Source organism: Dactylosporangium aurantiacum (genome assembly GCF_000716715.1).
GTDB classification, from domain to species: domain Bacteria; phylum Actinomycetota; class Actinomycetes; order Mycobacteriales; family Micromonosporaceae; genus Dactylosporangium; species Dactylosporangium aurantiacum.
Genome location: NZ_JNYJ01000043.1, coordinates 17,604 through 36,890 on the forward strand (window position 1 = coordinate 17,604; position 19,287 = coordinate 36,890).

General features: G+C 73.3%; 17 protein-coding genes. 9 read left to right on the forward strand and 8 right to left on the reverse strand.

The window, feature by feature from the left end:
- The first annotated feature begins 64 nt into the window (after window positions 1–64).
- On the forward strand, window positions 65–1,021 hold the full coding sequence (locus OP18_RS37730; RefSeq protein ID WP_033363969.1) for a daunorubicin resistance protein DrrA family ABC transporter ATP-binding protein: 957 nt from the start codon (window positions 65–67) through the stop codon (window positions 1,019–1,021).
- Window positions 1,018–1,809 carry an ABC transporter permease gene (locus tag OP18_RS37735; RefSeq protein WP_033363970.1) on the forward strand — a complete coding sequence of 264 codons (792 nt, stop codon included), beginning with the start codon at window positions 1,018–1,020 and terminating at the stop codon, window positions 1,807–1,809. Before OP18_RS37730 ends, OP18_RS37735 begins: the two co-directional genes overlap by 4 nt.
- Here OP18_RS37735 and OP18_RS37740 read toward each other — a convergent pair.
- The 3 genes from OP18_RS37740 to OP18_RS37750 all read right to left on the reverse strand — a co-directional run bounded on the left by OP18_RS37740 (window position 1,791) and on the right by OP18_RS37750 (window position 6,836).
- Window positions 1,791–4,841, reverse strand: a complete 3,051-nt coding sequence (locus tag OP18_RS37740; RefSeq protein ID WP_033364126.1) for an AfsR/SARP family transcriptional regulator — start codon at window positions 4,839–4,841, stop codon at window positions 1,791–1,793. The two genes, OP18_RS37735 and OP18_RS37740, sit on opposite strands and share 19 nt — an antisense overlap.
- 55 nt (window positions 4,842–4,896) lie before the next feature.
- On the reverse strand, window positions 4,897–5,931 hold the full coding sequence (locus tag OP18_RS37745; RefSeq protein WP_033363971.1) for a S1 family peptidase: 1,035 nt from the start codon (window positions 5,929–5,931) through the stop codon (window positions 4,897–4,899).
- Window positions 5,932–6,047: 116 nt separating this feature from the next.
- On the reverse strand, window positions 6,048–6,836 hold the full coding sequence (locus OP18_RS37750; RefSeq protein ID WP_211273799.1) for a phosphatase: 789 nt from the start codon (window positions 6,834–6,836) through the stop codon (window positions 6,048–6,050).
- A gap of 60 nt (window positions 6,837–6,896) precedes the next feature.
- Here OP18_RS37750 and OP18_RS37755 point away from each other — a divergent pair, with 60 nt between their 5' ends.
- Entirely contained in the window at window positions 6,897–7,538 is a 642-nt protein-coding gene (locus OP18_RS37755) for a hypothetical protein (protein WP_033363973.1), read from the forward strand.
- 167 nt (window positions 7,539–7,705) lie between these two features.
- On the opposite strand, the gene OP18_RS37760 is transcribed toward OP18_RS37755, so the two are convergent.
- Window positions 7,706–8,302 (reverse strand): TetR/AcrR family transcriptional regulator, encoded by a 597-nt coding sequence (locus tag OP18_RS37760; RefSeq protein WP_033363974.1) that lies wholly within the window; start codon window positions 8,300–8,302, stop codon window positions 7,706–7,708.
- A gap of 103 nt (window positions 8,303–8,405) precedes the next feature.
- On the opposite strand from OP18_RS37760, the gene OP18_RS37765 reads away from it, so the two are divergent.
- A complete protein-coding gene (locus tag OP18_RS37765) occupies window positions 8,406–9,533 on the forward strand; it encodes an FAD-dependent oxidoreductase (protein ID WP_033363975.1) in 1,128 nt (375 codons plus the stop codon).
- Here the strand turns inward: OP18_RS37765 and OP18_RS37770 are convergent.
- From OP18_RS37770 to OP18_RS37780, 3 genes are read right to left on the reverse strand one after another with little or no spacing between them, the layout of a single operon-like run.
- Window positions 9,482–10,519, reverse strand: coding sequence for a winged helix DNA-binding domain-containing protein (locus OP18_RS37770; RefSeq protein ID WP_033363976.1), 1,038 nt, complete (start codon window positions 10,517–10,519; stop codon window positions 9,482–9,484). The genes OP18_RS37765 and OP18_RS37770 overlap by 52 nt on opposite strands.
- Window positions 10,520–10,537: 18 nt before the next feature.
- Window positions 10,538–11,086 (reverse strand): Clp protease N-terminal domain-containing protein, encoded by a 549-nt coding sequence (locus OP18_RS37775; RefSeq protein ID WP_033363977.1) that lies wholly within the window; start codon window positions 11,084–11,086, stop codon window positions 10,538–10,540.
- On the reverse strand, window positions 11,086–11,325 hold the full coding sequence (locus OP18_RS37780; RefSeq protein WP_033363978.1) for a hypothetical protein: 240 nt from the start codon (window positions 11,323–11,325) through the stop codon (window positions 11,086–11,088). Before OP18_RS37780 ends, OP18_RS37775 begins: the two co-directional genes overlap by 1 nt.
- 62 nt (window positions 11,326–11,387) lie before the next feature.
- On the opposite strand from OP18_RS37780, the gene OP18_RS37785 reads away from it, so the two are divergent.
- The 4 genes from OP18_RS37785 to OP18_RS37795 all read left to right on the forward strand — a co-directional run bounded on the left by OP18_RS37785 (window position 11,388) and on the right by OP18_RS37795 (window position 15,309).
- On the forward strand, window positions 11,388–12,362 hold the full coding sequence (locus tag OP18_RS37785) for an isopenicillin N synthase family dioxygenase (RefSeq protein ID WP_052387929.1): 975 nt from the start codon (window positions 11,388–11,390) through the stop codon (window positions 12,360–12,362).
- Between the two features lie 116 nt (window positions 12,363–12,478).
- Window positions 12,479–12,604 carry a hypothetical protein gene (locus OP18_RS62085; RefSeq protein ID WP_260709903.1) on the forward strand — a complete coding sequence of 42 codons (126 nt, stop codon included), beginning with the start codon at window positions 12,479–12,481 and terminating at the stop codon, window positions 12,602–12,604.
- Between the two features lie 388 nt (window positions 12,605–12,992).
- A complete protein-coding gene (locus OP18_RS37790) occupies window positions 12,993–14,045 on the forward strand; it encodes an LCP family protein (RefSeq protein WP_052387930.1) in 1,053 nt (350 codons plus the stop codon).
- A 415-nt stretch (window positions 14,046–14,460) separates the two neighbouring features.
- Window positions 14,461–15,309, forward strand: a complete 849-nt coding sequence (locus OP18_RS37795; RefSeq protein ID WP_033363980.1) for an NAD-dependent epimerase/dehydratase family protein — start codon at window positions 14,461–14,463, stop codon at window positions 15,307–15,309.
- Between the two features lie 923 nt (window positions 15,310–16,232).
- Here OP18_RS37795 and OP18_RS37800 read toward each other — a convergent pair.
- On the reverse strand, window positions 16,233–17,471 hold the full coding sequence (locus OP18_RS37800; protein WP_033363981.1) for a M48 family metalloprotease: 1,239 nt from the start codon (window positions 17,469–17,471) through the stop codon (window positions 16,233–16,235).
- A gap of 141 nt (window positions 17,472–17,612) precedes the next feature.
- Between OP18_RS37800 and OP18_RS37805 the strand changes: the two genes are divergently transcribed.
- Entirely contained in the window at window positions 17,613–19,262 is a 1,650-nt protein-coding gene (locus OP18_RS37805; protein WP_245635662.1) for a GspE/PulE family protein, read from the forward strand.
- The last annotated feature ends 25 nt before the right edge of the window (window positions 19,263–19,287 follow it).

A 19,287-nucleotide genomic window follows, 5' to 3' on the forward strand; every position in this document is an offset into this window, starting at 1 on the left:
GTGCGTGAAATGACAGCGGCGTACGGCACCCTGGCGGAGGACACACCAAAGGGGGAACACCACCATGAGCTTCGCTTTCCAGGCCACCGGCCTGGTCAAGCGCTTCGGCCGGACCACCGCCCTGGCGGGCGTGGACCTCGCCGCCGAGCCCGGCACGGTGCTCGGGGTCCTCGGCCCCAACGGCGCGGGCAAGACCACCGCCGTGCGCATCCTCGCCACCCTGCTGCGCCCCGACGCGGGCACCGCGGTCGTCGGCGGGTACGACGTCGTCAAGCACCCCGCCGCGGTCCGCCGCATCAGCGGGCTGACCGGGCAGTTCGCCTCCGTCGACGAGGACCTGACCGGCACCGAGAACCTGGTCCTCATCGGCCAGCTGCTCGACCTGCGCCGGCGCGACGCCAAGGCCCGCGCGGCCCAGCTGCTGGCCGACTTCGACCTCAGCGAGGCCGGCGACCGGCCGGTCAAGACCTACTCCGGCGGCATGCGGCGCCGCCTCGACCTGGCGGCGAGCCTCGTCGGGCGGCCCGCGATCGTGTACCTCGACGAGCCGACCACCGGCCTCGACCCGGCGAAACGCGAGGACGTCTGGAACATGGTCCGGGCCCAGGTGCGGGAGGGCACCACGGTCCTGCTGACCACGCAGTACCTGGAGGAGGCCGACGCCCTCGCCGACGAGATCTCCGTGATCGACCACGGCAAGGTGATCGCGCACGGCACGCCGGCGCAGCTCAAGCACATCGTCGGCGGCCAGACGATCAGCGTGCGCCCGGCCGACCCGGCGCACCTGGAGACCGTCTCCACCATCCTGGCGAAGATCTCCGGCGGCCAGGTCGAGTCCCGCGGGCGCGGCGTGCTGTCGGTGCCGGTCGACGACGGCCGGGTCCTCGGCACCGTCGTGCGGCGCCTGGAGGAGGCCGGCATCGACGTCATCGAGCTGTCGCTGCACCTGCCGAGCCTCGACGAGGTCTTCTTCACCCTGACCCGCGGCACCGCCGCCACGCACCAGGAGGTGCCGGTATGACCACATTGACCGCGGCGGTCCCGGGCCGGCCGTTCGGCCTGGTCAGGCACAGCCTGGTGATGGCCCGGCGCAGCCTCATCAAGACCATGCGCACCCCCGAGCAGCTGCTGGACGTGACGCTCCAGCCGATCATCTTCATCGTGCTGTTCGTGTACCTGCTGGGCGGCGCCATCGCCGGTTCACGCCACGACTACCTGCAGTTCCTGCTGCCGGCGCTGCTGGTGCAGAACGTGCTGTTCGCCTCGGCGCCGACCGGCGTCAGCCTCAACACCGACATCAAGACCGGCGTGTTCGACCGGTTCCGCAGTCTGCCGATCGGCCGGTCCGCGCCGCTCATCGGCGGCGTGCTCGGCGACATGATCCGGTTCGTGGTGTCGATCGTGGTGATGCTCGGCTTCGGGTACCTGCTGGGCTTCCGCTTCGGCACGAACCCGCTCGCGGTGATCGCCGCGTGCCTGCTGGTGATGTTCATGGCGTTCAGCTTCAGCTGGATGTTCGTGCTGCTGGGCATGCTGGTGCGCGAGCCCGGCGCGGTGCAGGGCCTCGGCTTCGTGATCATGTTCCCGCTGACGTTCGGCACCAACGTGCTCGTCCCGACGAACACGCTGCCCGGGTGGCTGCAGGCGTGGGTGAAGGTCAACCCGGTCGCCGACGCGATGCAGGCCGCCCGCGGGCTCATGGTCGGCGGGCCGGTGCTCGACGCCGTGGTCAAGACCGTGCTGTGGTCGCTGGGCATCCTCGCGGTGTTCGCGCCGCTCGCGGTGCGCGCCTACCGCCGCAGGACCTGAGCCTGCACGAACGCCAACGCCGCGGCGCGGTCCAGGGCCGCGCCGCGGCGCACCGCCTCCTCGAACCCGTCGGCGCCCAGCACGTCACGCAGCGCCGCGGACTGCGCGACGAGGTCGGCGTTGGACAGGTCGTCTCCCCCGGCGAACCCGCGGGCCACGCCGAGGATCCGCGCGGCCGTCCCCGGCTCGCCGCGGGCCGCGGCGACGGCCGCCGCGCCGATCGCGACCTGCGCCACGACTGGCATGTCCCGCACCGGCACCGCCAGCTCCAGGGCCTGCGCGATGTGCTGCCCGGCCGCCGGCAGGTCACCGCGGCGCAGGTCCAGCTGCGCCATGGCGACCTGCACCAGCGCCCGGTACTGCGGCGCCACCAGCGGCGACTCGGCCTGCCACCGCCACGCCTGCAGGTAGCAGCGCTCCGCCTCGTCGAGGTCACCGGCGTAGCGGGCCAGCTGGCCGAGCTCCAGCATCGCGTGCGACACGTCGCGCGGCAGCGCCGCCGGGTCCTCGGCGAACCTGCGCAGCTCGGCGCGGGCCGCGTCCACCCCGTCGGTGTGCCGGCGGATCGCGGCGAGCTTGATGCGCTGGTACGCCTGGCCGGTCCGCAGTCCCAGCTGGCGGTGCAGGTCGATCGACTCGGCGAACAGCGCGGCCGCCGTGGCGAAGTCGCCGCGCCGGGCCCGCACGTCGGCGATCGACGCCAGGGTCATCGACAGCCCCCACCGCTCGCCGACCTCGCGGAACGCGGCCGCCGCCGCCTCGTGCGCGGTCAGCATGCCGGTGATGTCGCCGTCGTTCTCCCGCAGGTACCCGAGGATCGACAGCAGCATCCCGCGCGACCACGGCTCCAGCGGCCCGGCGAGGCGGCGCCCGACCGCCTCGGCGCCCCGGACGCTGTCGTCGCCGAACATCAGCACCACCGGCTCGACCAGCTCGACGAACGGGTGCCCGGTGCCCGGCGGCACCTGCGCGGCGAGGCGCAGCACCTCGTGCAGCAGCTCGACGTCGAACTGGAAGTCCCCGGCGAAGCCGCTGTTGATGAGGTACACGGCGAGCACGACCGTGCGCACGTCCGCCGGCACGTCACCGGGGACCTTGAGGATCCGGCCGAGCTGCCCGGCGGCCTCGGCGTGGTTGTCCTCGAACGTCCAGAACCAGCCGCACGCGGCGCCGAGCCGGAACGCGGTGGCGGCGTCGGCGTTGTCGCAGGCGTGCGCGACCGCGGCGTGCAGGTTGGCCCGCTCCGGCCGCAGCCGGGCCAGCCAGTCCAGCTGGGCGGCGGTGCGCAGGTGCGGCTCGGCCCGCTCCGCCAGGGCCAGGTAGTGCGCGGCGTGCGCGGACCTGACCTGCCCGGCGCGGCCGGTGCGCAGCAGCTCCTCCAGGGCGAACTCACGGATCGTCTCCAGCATCCGGTACCGCACCGTCGCGCCCGCCACGACCTGCAGCAGTGACCGGTCGACGAGCAGGTCCAGCAGCGGCCCGGCGTCGGGCACTCCGGACACCGCGGCGGCGGCGTCGGCGTCGAACGTGCCGGGGAACACCGCGATCGCGGCCGCGAAGTCCCGCTCCGGCGCCTCCAGCAGGTCCCAGCTCCAGGCGACGACCGCGTGCAGGGTCCGGTGCCGCGGCAGGGCGGTGCGGCTGCCGCCGGTGAGCAGCCGGAACCGGTTGTCGAGGCCGGCCGCGAGCTGCTCGGTGGTGAACGAGCGCAGCCGCGCCGCGGCCAGCTCGATCGCCAGCGGCAGCCCGTCGAGCCGGCGGCAGATCTCCGCCGCGGCCGGGGTCACCACGAACCCGGGGCGCACCGCCTCGGCCCGGTCCCGCAGCAGCCGCACCGCCGCCTGCGGGTCGAGGGGCCCGACGGGGAACAGGGTCTCGCCGAGGATGCCGAGCGGCTCCCGGCTGGTCGCCATGATCCGCAGCTTCGGGCAGCGGCCCAGCAGGTCCTCGCTGAGCCGGGCGGCGGCCTCCACGACGTGCTCGCAGTTGTCGAGCACGAGCAGCGCGGCGGCCGGGGCGAGGATCTCGGCGAGCCGGTCGGTGGCGTCGACCCGGCGGGTCCACTGCGGCGCCTCCAGCTGCCCGCCGCTGTCCAGCGCCCGCAGGACCGCGGCCGGCACCTCGGCGGCCTCGGCGACCGGGGCCAGCTCCACCAGCCACGCCGGGTGCGGGTCGCGGGCGGCGACGGTGGTGGCGAGCCGGGTCTTGCCGGCGCCGCCCGGGCCGACGAGGGTGACCAGCCGGCGGTCCAGGATCTGCGTGGCGAGCCGGTCCACGTCCTCGTCGCGGCCCACGAAGCTGGTCAGCGGGGTGCGCAGGTTACCGCCGGGACGGTCGGTGAGCGCCAGCAGGTGCGCCTGGCGCAGCTGCGGCGACGGGTCGACGCCGAGCTCCTCGGCGAGCCGCTGCCGGCACTCCTCGAACGCGGCGAGGGCCTCGGCCCGGCGGCCCTGCGCGTGCAGCGCCGTGACCAGCTGGGCGGCGAGCCGCTCCCGCAGCGGGTGCGCGGCGGTCAGCTCCCGCAGCCGCGCCACCAGGCCGGGTGAGCGTGGGCCGGCCGCCTCGACGTGGTCCTCGATCGCGGTGAGGCGCAGCTCCTGCCAGCGGGCGGCGAGCGCGTCGTCGACGTCCGGGGCGCCGCGCCACAGGTCCAGGGCCTCGGTGAGCAGCGCCGCGGCGCGGGCCGGGTCGCCGTCGCGCAGCGCCCGGCGGCCCTCGCCGGCGAGCCGCTCGAAGCGGTGCGCGTCGACCGCGTCGGCGGGGACGTCGAGGCGGTACCCGCCGGCGCCGGACACGAGCGCCGGGTGCCCGCCGAGGGTTTTGCGCAGCCGCGACACGAGCGACTGCACGGCGTTGGCCGGGTCGCTCGGCGCGGCGTCGGGCCACAGCGCCGCGGCGAGCCGCTCCACCGGGACCAGCCGGCCGGGCTCGCAGGCCAGGCGGGCCAGCAGGGTCCGCAGCCGGGCGCCGGTGACGTCGACGGGCCGCCCGTCCACCTCGACGGTCAACGGCCCGAGGATCCCCACCCGCATGCGCACCACTGTGCCACCCGCCCGTGACGGCGGGTGGCACAGGTGGGGGTGGTGCCTAGTAGACGCTGACGCCGTACACGCTCAGCGGCTCGGTGACCGGCTGGAAGTACGTGACGCCGCCGCTGCTGCAGTTGCCGCTGCCGCCGGAGGTCAGGCCCAGGGCCACCGAACCGGCGAAGAGCGAGCCGCCGCTGTCGCCGGGCTCGGCGCAGACCGTGGTGCGGATCAGGCCGCTGACCTGGCCCTGCGAGTAGGTGACGGTCGCGTTGAGCTGCGTCACCGAGCCGCTGCGCACGCCGGTGGTGGAGCCGCTGCGGCGCACCGACTGCCCGACGGTGGCGTTGCCGGCGGAGGTGATGTCCTGGAACGAGCCGTTGTACAGCGACACGTTGCCGGGGTGCGCGACACCGGAGGCGTAGCGCACGATGCCGTAGTCGTTGCCGGGGAAGCTGGTGCCGGCGCGGGTGCCGAGGACCGAGCCGCCGCTCGTCGTCCAGGTCGAGCCGATGTTGGTGCAGTGCCCGGCGGTCAGGAAGTAGTACGTGCTGCCGCTGACCACGTTGAAGCCGAGCGAGCACCGGGAGCCACCGCTGTAGATCGCCTGCCCGCCGGAGATGGTCGAGCGCAGCTCACCGGGGAGCCGCTCGATCTTCGCGGCGCTGCCGAACGACGCGACGGTCGCCTCGATGGTCTTCACGTGCTCCGCCGTGACCGTCGGGTCGATGGAGACGACCACCTGGTTGGCGACCGGGTCGACGGCCCAGGCGGTGCCCGGGACGGAGACCTTCGCGCCGAGCGTCGCGGTGATGCGGGCCAGCTCGGCGCCGCTGTGCTTGACCTTGCGGGCGACGGCGCCGGTCGACTCGACGCTCTTGGCGGTGTTCGCGTCGGTGACGGTGACGACCATCTTGCCGAGCTGGGCGTCCCAGTAGGCGCCGGCGGTGGCCAGCCCGAGCTGCTCGACGAGCGCGTCGGTGCTGCCGATCGGCGCGGCCTGGGCCGGCGACGGCGTGAGGAACGATCCGGCGACGAGGGCGGTGCCGGCGGCGATGACCACGGCGCGACGGAGTCTGGACCTTGTGAGTCTCACGTGAGCCTCCCCTATATCGGAGCCGATAAATATCGGCCGCGACCGATGCTGTCATCGGACGGGGAGGCACACAAGATTCGAGGTCCAAATTGCCCCATAGCACCCGTGTCATATCACTAAGCGACTATCCCTTCTAGGAGGTATGCGCTGATCGGTCCGTACAGGTGCGGCTGGACGTTGTCGTCGATCGGCACCGTCACCGACACCCGGCCCTCGGCCTCACCGATGAACAGCGCCGGGTCGTTGCTGTCCGCGAACGACACCACGTCCAGCCCCGCGGCGGCCGCCGCGCCCGCGAACCCGTGGTCGGCGAAGACCAGGTCCGGCAGCGGCTCGCCGCGCCGCTCCAGGTCGGCCAGCATCGCCCGCATGCCGTCCGGCGAGTGCGTGTGCCACAGGGCGATGCCCCGCTCCGCGGCCATGGCGACGCCACCGACATACCGCAGCGCCAGCGGGAACTCACGCCCGTCGTAACGGCCCGGACGCTCGAACGGCTCCCCCGCCGCCGGGGTCAGGATCTCGCACCCGGCCGCCCGCAACGCCGCCACGACCGCCAGGTGCACCTCGACGACACCGGCCGGGTGCCCGGACGCCACCAGGACACGCTCCTTGCGGCGGGCCGCCAGCCGCAGCCGCTCCCGCATCCGGTCGAGCGCCGCGACCGTCTTGTCCGGGTCGATCCTGTCGACGCCCGTGGAACGCTCCGGATCGGGGTCGATGCCGACCCGCTCCGCCATCACACTCAGCACCTGAGCGACGGTCCAAGTCTTCAGCGGCGCGAGACCGAACAGGTAACCCTCGTGACCGTCGGCGAACGCCGCGGCGTTGCCGTAGTTGGAGTCCCGGGTGGTCTCGACATCGCCGGCGAGGAGTGCTTCACGAAGATAACTCACAAGCTCAGGCATATGACCCATGGTAGGCAAGCACCCCTGCGGCGCCGAGGAAAGCGGCCTAAGGTCACAGTCATGGCCGACGTGTATCTCGAGATCAGCGACAAGAAGGTGTTCGCGGCGAGCCTCGACTGGCCCGGGTGGGGACGCTTCGCCAAGACCGAGGACGACGCGCTGCAGGCCCTGGCCGACTACGGCACCCGGTACGCGCCGATCGCCACCGCCGCGGGCTACAGCTTCCCGGCCGCGCCGACGTTCAAGGTCGTCGAACGCTGCCCGGGCACCTCCGCCACTCAGTTCGGCGTCCCCGATGCCCACCCCGAGGCCGACGGCCGCGCCGTGACGAAGGCCGTCGCCGACCGGCAGAAGAAGCTGCTGACGGCCGCTTGGGCCGCCTTCGACGCGTTCGCCGCGACCGCCCCCGCCACGTTGCGCAAGGGCCCGCGCGGCGGCGGCCGGGACCGCGACAAGATGATCGACCACGTCGTCGGCGCCGAGGCCGGGTACGCCCGCAAGCTCGGCATCAAACACCCCCAGCCGGCGATCACCGACACCGCCGCGATCGCCGCGCTGCGCGAGGACATCCTCAGCGTCCTGGGCCGCCCCCACGACGGCGGCCCCGTCGTCGACAACGGCTGGACGTCGCGCTACGCCACCCGCCGGTACGCCTGGCACGTCCTGGACCACCTCTGGGAGATGCAGGACCGCGCCGAGTAACCCCACCTCGCCGCCCTGGCCGCCGTCTTCGCCGCCGAGCAACGCGACGGCGGCCGGCCACGGTGTGCGGCGCTGGCGGTGCGAGCGCCAGCGAGCATGGGGCTCCGGGTGGGAACCCCCGGCCGCCCCCGGCCGCCCCCGGCCGCCCCCGGCGGCAGCCGGCGGAGCTAGGAACCGCCCAGGCCGCGCAGCAGCAGGGCGGTCAGGGTGTCGATGGCCTCGTCGTCGGGGACGCGCGGCTCCGGGGCGGTCAGGTGGGCGTAGGCGAACATCGCCAGCATCGACCCCATCGCGTCGGCCACGACCGCCGGCCGGCCCGGGAGCCGGTGGCCGCGTGACTCCATGAGCTCCAGGTGCCGGCGGAGCATGTCGGTGTCCTCGGCGAGCCGGGTGCGGGCCAGCCCGGTGAACGGCGCCTCCAGCATCGAGGACTGCAAGAGCGCCACCATGACCGGCAGGTGGGTCCGGAACGTGTGCCAGGCGGCCGCGACGTGGGCGCGCAGCTGGACCTCGTCGGACAGGTCGTGGTCCGGGTCGTGATCGGGCAGCGCCTCGTCGGCGGTCCGCCGCATGTCGGCCAGGAGGGCCCGCAGCAGCTCCTCCTTGCTCGCGAAGTGGTCGTAGAACGAGCCCACCGCGCGGCCCGCCTCGGCGGTGATGTCGCTGATCTTGGTGTTGAGGTAGCCGCGGGTGGCGAAGAGGTGGCGGGCGGCGTCCTTGAGGGCGGCCGAGGTCTGGGCCGCCTTCTCCCTGCGCGTCGCCATCAGGTCCCACCTTGTCACGCCCGGCGTGTTGACGACCGACCGTAGCAGCCCGTAAAACTGAATCGTAATTCACCGAATACAGATTCACTAAGGGGCGTGGGGCATGGAAGCCGTGGTCATCGGTGGTGGGGTCGCGGGGCCGGTCGCGGCCATCGCGCTGCGCCGGGTCGGGTGGGACGTCACGGTGTACGAGGCGTACACGGACCCGGCCGGGGACGTCGGGTCGTTCGTGAGCCTCGGCGACAACGGGCTGCGGGCCCTGGAGGCGATCGGCTGCCGGGCCGCCGTCGCCGCGCGGGGCACCGCGTTGCCCCTGCTGCGGCTGTACAGCGGCAGAGGCAGCCGACTCGGTGAGGCCGCGCGGGGCCGGGTCACCCTCATGCGGGGGCATCTGGTCGAGACGCTGCGCGACCTCGCGCGGGAGGCGGGGGCGACGGTCGTCACCGGGCGGCGGCTGGTGGACGCGGGCGGCGGCACGGCCACGTTCGCCGACGGCGGCACCGCGGGCGCGGACCTGATCGTCGGCGCCGACGGCATCCACTCGCGGCTGCGCACGGTCATCGACCCGGATGCGCCGGTCGCGCGGTACGCCGGGCTGTGGACCGTCGGCGGGCACTCCGCGCACCCCGTGGAGCCGGGCGCGTTCGGCATCCTGTTCGGGGCGAGGGCGACGATGGTGTACGCGCCGACCGCCGAGGGCACGCTGTGGGCCGCCCAGGTGCCGGCGGCCCGGCCGCCGGAGGCAGCACCCGGTCAGGAGGCGCTCGCGGCGCTGTTCGCCGGGGACCGCGGGCCGGCCGCGGACCTCGTCAGGGGCACCACGCGGTGGCATCCGCGCACGCTGATGCAGGCGATGCCGGGTGGTGTACCGCGCTGGCACCGCGACGGCATGGTCGTGCTCGGCGACGCGGCCCACCCGATGGGGGCCGGGCAGGGCGCGAACCTCGCCGTCGAGGACGCGGTCGTCCTCGCGAAGTGCCTGCGCGACGAGCCGTCCGTCGGCGCGGCCCTGCGGCGGTACGAGCAGCTGCGCCGCCCCCGCACCGACCAGATGCTGAAGGTGGCCGGCGCCAACCGCGACGCGAAGGTCGCCGGGCCCGTCGCCGCCCGGCTGCGCGACGTGATGATGCCGTTCTTCTTCAAGCGGTTCGCGCAGCGGGGCAGCGCCTGGATGGACGACTACGACGTGGCGTGGAACGCGGTCAGCGCGCCGGCCTCGGCGTCGACCTGACGGCGGACCCGGGCGGGCAGCGGCGCGAACGGCTCCCAGACGACCGCGCCGTCGCGCCACGACCAGGTGCCGGCGACCTGGCCGTCGACGAGGAACGTGCCGATGGACTGCGGCATCCGGACGTGGAACACCTTGGTGCGGTGCTCCTCCGGCAGGATCAGGGTCCGGCGGGCGTGCGCGAGCAGGGTCGCGTCGTAGGTCGGCAGGAACCGCACCGGCGCCGGCGTGTCGGGGTCCGGCAGCGGCTGGTCGGGCAGGTCGACCAGCTCGCGGCCGCGCTCGTCGCGGAAGCGGCGCAGCTCCATCGGCGCCAGCACCTTCGCGACGTCGGCGACGCTCAAGCCGGCCCAGTCGGCGATCTCGGAGCGGTGCGCCGGGCCGAAGCCGCCGAGGTACCGGCGCACCAGCAGCTCACGGGCCTCGGCGACGGTGACGCCGGTCGGCGGGACCCAGTCCTCCGCGAGCCCGAAGAGGTCGGCCCGGCGGCGGGACCACGTGCCGGACGGCGGCACCCGGACCATGTCGAGATACATGCCGACCCCGCCGCGGACCTGTGCCCCGTACAGCTGGTCGATCTCCGCCCGCCGGACCGGCCGCTGCCGCAGCAGCTTCCGCAGGCCCTCGGCGGCCTCGGCGAGCTGCGCCGGTCCGACGTTGTTGCGGATGACGCGGTGGTACCAGTCGCGCCGCGCCTCGCGGACGGCGACCACGAACGGCCAGAAGTCGGCCCGTGACACGAGGTGGATGGTGGCCCGCAGCAGCGTCGCCTGCACCACCTCGCGGTCCTCGAGCAGCCGGGTCAGCGACTCCCGCTCGAAGCCCTCGATCCGGGTCCACAGCCCGATGTACATCGACGGCGCGTACTGGGCCTGCAGCCCGGCCATCCGCTCCAGGACGGCCGGCGGGTCGGCGGGCACCCGGGCGAGCAGGCACTGCCGGGCCAGGAGTGCGCGGTTGAGGTCCCGCCACGTGAGGGTCCGCTCCATGGGCCCCCACGCTAGTGCCTACGCCACGTTGCGCAGCGCCGCCCTGACCAGCTCCATGGTGCGCTCGTAGGTCATACCCTGCTCGCGCAGCAGGCGGCCGCCGGCGCCGCGCTCGTCGCGCAGGACGCCCAGCAGCAGGTGCTCGGTGCCGATGTAGTTGTGCTTCATCGACAGCGCGACCCGCAGCGACAGCTCCAGGGCCTTCTTCGCGTCGTTGCCGAACCGGCCGGACAGCTTGGTGCGCCGGAAGAAGAACCCGCCGCGGCGGGGCGGCTCGGCCCGCTCCAGGGCACCCGGGCCGAACGTCTCCTCGACCTTCTCGCGCACCGCGTCCAGGTCGATGCCGACGGAGCGCAGCGCCGCCGCGTCGTCGGCGCCGGCGACCGTCGCGCGCAGCTGCTCGGCCTCCACGCCGCAGGCGCGAAGCACGTCGGCGGCGATCCCGCCGGCGGTGAACATGGCCAGCACCAGGTGCTCGGTGCCGACGGTGCGGTGGCCGAGGGCGTCGGCCTCCTCGTGCGCCGACTGGACCACGGTGCGGGCCCGAGTGGTGAACCGCTCGAACATCACTGCTCTCCCATCTGCGAAATCACTGGGGTCCGGCCGGCGTGCTTCTTGTGCACCGCCTGGCGCGTCACGTCGAGGGCGTCCGCGATCTCCTGCCACGACCAGCCGTGCCGGCGCGCGTTGTCGACCTGGAGGTTCTCCAGCGCGTCGGCGAGGCGGCGCAGCGCGACCGCGGCGCGGAGGCCGATCCGCGGGTCAGGGCTGGCCGCGGCGTCGGCGAGATCACCTGCTTCCGTCATGCGTCAACCATAGTTGACAACGCCGAGCGCGTCAACGTTGGTTGACAGTTAATCTCCGTCGCATGGACGCGCTGCCGGTCATCGACATCTCCGACCTCGCCACCGCCGCGCCGCAGATCGAGGCGGCCTGCCGCCGCAGCGGCTTCTTCTACGTGACCGGCCACGGCGTGCCGGCCGAGCTGACCGACCGGCTCGACGCCGCCGCCCGCGCCTTCTTCGCGCTGCCCGAGCAGGACAAGCTGGAGATCGCGATGGCCCGCGGCGGGCGGGCCTGGCGCGGTTTCTTCCCGGTCGGCGCGGAGCTCACCTCCGGCGTCCCCGACCGCAAGGAGGGCCTCTACTTCGGCACCGAGCTCGGCCCCGACGCCCCGCAGGTGCGCGCCGGGCTGCCGCTGCACGGCGCCAACCTCTTCCCGCGGCAGGTGCCCGACCTGCGCCCGACGGTGCTGACGTACCTGGAGCGGATGACCGGCGTCGCGCAGCGCGTCCTGCGGGGTGTGGCGCTCAGCCTGGGGCTGCCCGAGGATTACTTCGCCACGTCGTACACCGCCGAGCCGACCGTGCTGTTCCGGATCTTCCACTACCCGCCCTCGGAGCCCGGCAGCGACGACTGGGGCGTCGGCGAGCACACCGACTACGGCCTGCTGACCCTGCTGCTGCAGGACGGCAACGGCGGGCTGCAGGTGCGCACCCCCGACGGCTGGCTGGACGCGCCGCCGGTGCCCGGCACCTTCGTGTGCAACATCGGCGACATGCTCGACCGGATGACCGGCGGCTGGTATCGCTCGACCCCGCACCGGGTGCGCAACACCAGCGGCAACGAGCGGCTGTCCTTCCCGTTCTTCTTCGACCCGGACTTCAGCCAGGAGGTGCCGCCGCTGCCGGCCACCACCCACGACGCCGGGCAGCGGTGGGACGGACAGGACCTGCGGGCGTTCACCGGCACGTACGGCGCATATCTGGTGGGCAAGGTGGGCAAGGTGTTCCCAGAGCTCATCGAGGACACCCGTCACCAGGAGGCCCCTCGCATCGGTTAGACCTGTGGTCAGGCGCCGCTCCGGCGCCGGGTCGGGGCGCTGGCACGATGACGGGAGCAAACCTGCGCGCGGTGTACCTACCGTTTGAGTCACCACACCGCAACAGGAGGCCCCCGATGACCACCCCGACCTCGACCACCACGCGCAAGATCACCAACCTCGACAGCGAGCAGGGCATGCTGGTGTTCCTCGCCGTGCTCGTCCTGATCAGCGTCATCGGCGTCATCGTCGTCGGCGGTTGAACTCCCAGGTGACTGTGAGGCACACCGCAGTGCAATCACTGGCGCCCTTCATACCGTCTTGGGGGTATGACCTCCGACGCCTCGCTCGAACAGGAGCTGCGGGACGTGTTCCAACGACACGAGCATCTCGCCGAGGACCTGCACCTCGACGACCGGCCGGCCGACACACCGTCGAGCCGGCCGTCGTCGCGGGGCCGACGCCCGGCGCCCCGCCCCGGCTCCCCGAAGCAGCGGTCCGGCCGCTCGAGCCGCCGCACCGGAGCCACGGGCGCGGCTGGCGCTTCGGGCGCTGCCGGTCCGGGCAAGGTGGGCGCTGCCGGTCCGGGCAAGGTGGGCGCTGCCGGTCCGGGCAAGGTGGGCGCTGCCGGTCCGGGCAAGCAGCGCGTTCGTGGCGAAGGACCTGGTCCTGGGGTACGCCACGGGCAGCGTCAAGCAGGAGGACCTGATCGTGCCCGCCGCCGAGCAGCAGGGCCGGCACGTAACGATCAGCGGCGCGAAGAACATCCTGCTCATGGGCATCGACCCGCGCCCCGGCCAGGACCCGTCGGAGGCGATCCGCTCCGACTCGATCATCATCCTGCACATCCCCGCCAGCCACGACCAGGCGTACCTGGTCTCGATCCCCCGCGACACCTGGGTGAAGATCCCCAAGTTCGACAACGGCAGGAAGAGCTACCCCGGCGGCCACGACAAGATCAACGGGGCGTTCGCGGTCGGCGGGCTCGGCACCACGGGCAAGGAGCAGCGCAAGTTCGGCGTCACCCTGCTCGCCGACACGATCAAGGAGAACTGGGGCGTCACGTTCGACGCCGCCGCGATCATCGACTTCACCGGCTTCCAGAACGTGGTCAACGTCCTCGGCGGCGTCGACATGTACGTCGACCAGGAGGTCAAGTCGGTCCACATCGGCCACGACGCCAAGGGCAACACCAAGGTCCCCTACATCCAGCGGGACAACGGCCGCGGCGGCACCGAGCTGATCCCGATCGCCGGGGTGACCCCGCAGACGTACCGCGTCGGCTTCCAGCACCTGGAGCCGTGGCAGGCGCTGGACTACGTGCGCCAGCGTGAGACGCTGCCCAACAGCGACTACGACCGGCAGCGCCACCAGCAGCAGTTCATCAAGGCACTGTTCAAGCAGATCCTGAGCAAGGACGTGCTGACCGACCCCGGCAAGCTCAAGAAGGTCCTCGACGTGATCGGCCAGTCGATGACGATCGACTCCGGCGGCATCGGCCTGGACGACTGGATCTTCGCGATGAAGGGCATCAGCGGCGAGAACCTGCTGACCATCAAGACCAACAACGGCACGTTCTACTCGTCGTCGGAGAACCCGGGCGCCGAGGCCCTCGACCCGACGACCCTGGACCTGCTCGCCGCGATCAAGGGCAACACGGTGCAGAGCTTCATGCAGGAGCACACGAACCTGATCTCCAGCTAGGCGCTTCGCCCTGCGGCCGCCACGACGGACGACGCCACGGGCCGGGGGCGACGCGCCGGGACCCGGCGACGGACGGCGGCCGCGACGGGCCGAGGGGCGCGACGGACGGCGGCCGCGACGGGCCGAGGGCGCGACGGACGGCGGCCGCGACGGGCCGAGGGCGCGACGAGCCGAGGGCGCGACGGGCGGTGGACGTGACGGGCCGAGGGGGCGCGACGGACCGCGCCACGGCCGGCACCCCTGGCCGAAGGCGGCCGAGGACCTCGGGTCGAGGGCGCGACGGGTGGCACCGCGGGTCGAGGACGCGGCGGACAGCGGCCCGGGGCGAGCGGGCTGGGGCGGCGCCTGGTCAAGATCGCGGCGAGCGGTGCCCCGGGTCAGGGGCGCGACGGGCGGTCAGGGTAGAAACATCCGTATGGCACGGATCGTCGTCACAGGAGCACACGGCAAGACCGGGCGGGCGGTCGTCAGCGACCTGCTCGCCCACGGCCACCACGTGGTCGCCACCGACGTCACGGGACCGGCCGGCCACCTCAGCCGGCTCGGCACGCCGATGATCGTCGCCGACCTGACCGACTACGGCCAGGCCGTCGAGGTGCTGCAGGACGCCGACGCCGTGGTGCACCTGGCCAACATCCCGGCGCCCGGCATGTATCCACCGGCCGTCACGTTCAACCGCAACACGGCGATGAACTTCAACGTGTTCCACGCCGCGCAGCAGGTCGGCATCGGCCGGGTCGTGTGGTCCTCCAGCGAGACGACCCTCGGCCTGCCGTTCGACACGCCCCCGCGCTACGCCCCGGTCGACGAGGAGCACTTCCCGTTCCCCACGACCACCTACGCGCTGTCCAAGGTCGTCGGCGAGACCCTGGCCCGGGAGCTCTCCGCGTGGAGCGGCATCCCGTTCGTCGGGCTGCGCCTGTCCAACGTGCACGCCCCCGAGGACTACGCGGCGGTCCCCAGCTACTGGTCCGACCCCCACTCGCGCAAGTGGAACCTGTGGGGCTACGTGGACGTCCGTGACGTCGCCGCCGCCTGCCGGCTCGCCCTGGACGCCCCGGTCACGGGCGCCACGTCGTTCGTGATCGCCGCGGCCGACACGATCATGGACCGCCCGTCGGCCGACCTGATGCGCGAGGTCTTCCCCGACGTGCCGCTGACCCGGGAGCTGCACGGCTTCGAGACCCTGCTGGGCATCGACCGGGCCCGCGAAGTCCTCGGGTACGCCCCGCAGCACACCTGGCGCACCGAGCTGCAGCGGTAGCGCGGTGCGCGGCCGCCCGGGTTGCCGCCGGCGGGGGCCTCCACCCGGCATACCTCATAGGCCCCACGCACAGGGCTGCACGCCCTGGCGCACCGAGCTGCGGAGGTAACGCACACCACGGGCAGCCGGCACACCCCGCACACCACGCAGGGCTGCACGCACCCACGCGCCGAGCCGCCCGCCCTGGCTCGCCGAGCTGGAGCAGTAACGCACACCCCGCGCCGCCAGAGCGCACCTCGGACACCACCGGCACGGGCCGCACGCACCTGGCGCACCACCCCGCACGCCCTCGCACACCACCCCGCACGCCCTGGCGCACCACCCCGCACGCCCTGGCGCACCACGCCGCACGCCCTGGCGCACCACCCCGCACGCCCTGGCGCACCACGCCGCACGCCCTCGCACACCACGCCGCACGCCCTGGCGCACCCCGGCGCAGCGGGCAGACACCCGCGCACCCGCGCAGCGGGCAGACCCCGTGCAGCGGGCAGACCCCGCGTGCCCGTCGCGGGCACACCCCGCACACCCCCACACCCCACACCACGGAGCATCGGCTGCACCCACCTGGCGCGCTGCACCGCATGCCCTCGCGTGCCGAGCTGCGGCGGTGAACCTGGGGCGGCCGGTCGGGACCGAACCGCAGCGGTAACTCGGTGCGGACCGGTCGGCCAACCGAACGCGTGCACCACCGGGGCTGGGGGCTGCCCGGCCGCTTCACAAGCAACCCTAGACCACCGTAGGAAATTGATCTCCGACGTCGGTACTTTCCGTAGTTTACCCTGCACCCGCCCTCCCCCGATCGAGATCACTCGACCGCCGCCGGCCGCCCGCCGGCCCCGAGCCCGGCGGGCGGCCTCGGCCGCGGATCGATCACGCGTGACCCGGCCCGTGGCCAAGGTGGGCACGGCGGCGGGACGGGAGGGTCAGACCGGTGGGGCGGCGAGCAGGGCGAGCAGGTCCGGCAGCGCCGCCGGGGAGACGGCCAGCTCGTGCAGGTTGCACTCGATGCCCGACTCCGAGACCAGGACGCCCGGGGTGGCCGGGTGGACGCGGCGCCAGCCGCGGGAGGTCAGGGCCGCCTCCATCACCACGATCACCGACGGGGTGGCGTCGAGCTCCTCGGGTTCGATCGGTGGCTCCGGCTGGGCCGGCCAGTTCGCCGCGATCAGCTCGTCGAGGCGGGTCAGCAGCACTTCCACGACCTCCGCGGGGCTGGTGGCCTGGCGGCCCAGGAGGGTCGCCACCTGGTCGTGCACGGCGCGGGCCTGGCGCACGACCCAGCCGGGCCAGGCGGTGGCCGGCACGGCGGCGAAGGTGGTCCACTCGGCGGGTGAGCGGCGCAGCACGTGCCGGGCGAGGGCGCGCTCGTCGGCGGCCGGGAGGGGGTCGACGGGCACCAGGTCCGTGGCGCGCAGCGTGACGTGCGCGGCGGTCAGTGGTGCGATCGCGCCGGCGAGGTTGGGGTGCCGGCTCATGAGCGCGGTGCGGGTGTCGTCGTCGACGGTGGCGATCACGGCGCCGGCGCGGATCGCGGCCCGCCAGCCGTCGTGGACGTCCTGGATGGCGGCGGCGGCGTGCTGCCACACCTGTTCCTCCAGGTCGAACGCGAGGTCGGCGAACTCGAACTCGGCCAGGTCGGCCTTGACCACGGCCCGGGCCGCGGTGTGCAGCCCGGAGGCGCTGCTGGCGGCCTGGTCGGCCTTGCGTTCCAGGGCGCTGGCGAACTCGCGGGTGGCGCGCAGCACGGCCGCGGCGCGGGGTGGCAGCTCGACGCGGGACGGGTCGGCGGCCTCCTCGTACAGGTCCCGCAGCCGCGCGACGAGGTGGGCGCGGCGGTGGTCGACCACGGCCAGCTCGTGTGCGACGAGGGCGCGGACCTCGTCGACGGTGAGGCAGTACAGCAGCGGCAGTCCGACGAACAGCAGGCGCCGGCGGCGGCTGGCCCAGGAGCGGATGACGCCGTGGCCGGTGAGCAGCACGGCGTCCGGTGCGGCCACGCCGACCCGTGCGGCGACCTCGGTGACCAGGGTGAGCAGGTGTCCGGTGGCGGCGACTCCCTCCGGTGGGGGTTCTGGGGGACGGCCGTAGCGCATCAGGACCCATCTGGCGCGCCACACACTGATCTTGCCGGGCAACGGATCTTCGACGACGGCAACCGACACAGCGATGCATCCTCATGATGGCGGCGGGGCGCGTCAACGAGCGTCGTCCATCCGGCGTGGGTGAATCCCGAAAGTCACCCTGATCGGTGCCGATGATGCCCCTGAAGACTCGGGGGTGAGATGTACCAGACGTTCAGTCCGTTGCTGGACGCGCTGAAGCAACGTGGGGCGGACCCGGACGCGGTCGACCGGGCGGCGGCGGAGGCGGAACGCACCGGGCGGTCGATCCGGGCCGTGCTGATCAACGATCACATCGTCACCGAGGATCAGCTGACCGAGGCGTCCGCCGACGCGTACGGGATCCAGACGCTGGACCTGGTCGGGTACCCCATCGATCCGGCCGCGATCACCAAGATCCCGATGGCGCTGGTGCTGAGGCACCGGGTGCTCGGCATCGCCCTCAACGATCACGAGATCACCGTCGGCATCACCGACCCGGGTGACGTCCTGGCGTTGGATGACGTCCGCGCCGCGACGGGGCTCACGGTGCGGCCGGTCGTCGTGGCCCGCTCCGAGCTGCGCAAGATCATCGACCGGTTGAAGCGGGAGGAGAACGACCTCGGTGAGGTCGCGGAGAGCCTGCGGGCCGAGGCCGCGCCGGCGGTGTCGAACCTCACGACGCTCAACGAGGACGCGCCGATCGTGCGGTACGTCAACTCGCTCATCGAACAGGCGATCGTGAACCGGGCGTCGGACCTGCATCTGGAGCCGGGCGAGCACAACATGCGGGTGCGGTACCGCATCGACGGCGTCCTGCACGAGGTCGACACGGTGCCCAGGCACGTGCAGTCGGCGCTGATCTCCCGCCTGAAGATCATGTCGAATGTCGACATCACGGAGCGGCGGGTGCCGCAGAACGGCCGGATCACCGTCGAGATCAACCAGCGGGCGGTCGACCTGCGCACCGCGACGCTGCCGACGGTGTGGGGCGAGAAGATCGTGCTGCGGGTCCTGGACACCAGCGGGATGGACCTGAAGCTGGCGAAGCTCGGCTTCAGCAAGGCCAACGCGGAGCGGTTCGCGGCGTCGTACAGCAAGCCGCACGGCATGCTGCTGGTGACCGGCCCGACCGGCTCGGGCAAGTCGACGACGTTGTACGCGACCCTGGCCGAGATCAGCAAGCCGACGGTCAACATCATCACCGTCGAGGACCCGGTCGAGTACCGGCTGCCCGGCATCAACCAGGTACAGGTGGACCACAAGGCGGGCCTGACGTTCGCGGCGGTGCTGCCGGCGATCCTGCGCTCCGACCCCGACGTCGTGCTCATCGGCGAGATCCGGGACCGCACGACGGCGCAGCTGGCGGTCGAGGCGGCGCTCACCGGCCACCTGGTCCTGTCGACCCTGCACACGAACGACGCGCCGAGCGCGGTCACCCGGCTCGTGGAGATGGGCATCGAACCGTTCCTGGTCGGTTCGTCGGTGGACTGTGTACTGGCGCAGCGGCTCGCCCGCCGGCTGTGCGACTGGTGCCGCACCGAGTACGAGCCGACCGAGGCGGAGCTGGTCGGGGCGCGCTGGCCGTTCGACCTGCTCGGCCCGCCGGAGCGGCTGTGGCGGCCGGTCGGCTGCCGGTCCTGCGCCAACACCGGCTACCGGGGGCGGATCGCGCTGCATGAGGTCATGCCGGTGTCCGCGGAGATCGAGAAGCTGGCGATCGACCGGGCCTCGGCGCACGAGATCCAGGCCGTCGCCCGCCGGGAGGGCCTGATCGACCTGCGCCTCGACGGGCTGGCGAAGGCCGCCGAGGGGCAGACCTCGATCCCCGAGGTCGTCCGCGTCGCCGTGTAAGCCTCAACACGGCGCGGCGCCTGCC

Bases quoted from the DNA above. Each gene is read 5' to 3' on its own strand.
- OP18_RS37730 (WP_033363969.1), top strand. From the start codon at position 65: ATGAGCTTCGCTTTCCAGGCCACCGGCCTGGTCAAGCGCTTCGGCCGG.
- OP18_RS37735 (WP_033363970.1), top strand. From the start codon at position 1,018: ATGACCACATTGACCGCGGCGGTCCCGGGCCGGCCGTTCGGCCTGGTC.
- OP18_RS37740 (WP_033364126.1), bottom strand. From the start codon at position 4,841: ATGCGGGTGGGGATCCTCGGGCCGTTGACCGTCGAGGTGGACGGGCGG.
- OP18_RS37750 (WP_211273799.1), bottom strand. From the start codon at position 6,836: ATGCCTGAGCTTGTGAGTTATCTTCGTGAAGCACTCCTCGCCGGCGAT.
- OP18_RS37755 (WP_033363973.1), top strand. From the start codon at position 6,897: ATGGCCGACGTGTATCTCGAGATCAGCGACAAGAAGGTGTTCGCGGCG.
- OP18_RS37760 (WP_033363974.1), bottom strand. From the start codon at position 8,302: ATGGCGACGCGCAGGGAGAAGGCGGCCCAGACCTCGGCCGCCCTCAAG.
- OP18_RS37765 (WP_033363975.1), top strand. From the start codon at position 8,406: ATGGAAGCCGTGGTCATCGGTGGTGGGGTCGCGGGGCCGGTCGCGGCC.
- OP18_RS37770 (WP_033363976.1), bottom strand. From the start codon at position 10,519: ATGGAGCGGACCCTCACGTGGCGGGACCTCAACCGCGCACTCCTGGCC.
- OP18_RS37775 (WP_033363977.1), bottom strand. From the start codon at position 11,086: ATGTTCGAGCGGTTCACCACTCGGGCCCGCACCGTGGTCCAGTCGGCG.
- OP18_RS37780 (WP_033363978.1), bottom strand. From the start codon at position 11,325: ATGACGGAAGCAGGTGATCTCGCCGACGCCGCGGCCAGCCCTGACCCG.
- OP18_RS37785 (WP_052387929.1), top strand. From the start codon at position 11,388: ATGGACGCGCTGCCGGTCATCGACATCTCCGACCTCGCCACCGCCGCG.
- OP18_RS62085 (WP_260709903.1), top strand. From the start codon at position 12,479: ATGACCACCCCGACCTCGACCACCACGCGCAAGATCACCAACCTCGAC.
- OP18_RS37795 (WP_033363980.1), top strand. From the start codon at position 14,461: ATGGCACGGATCGTCGTCACAGGAGCACACGGCAAGACCGGGCGGGCG.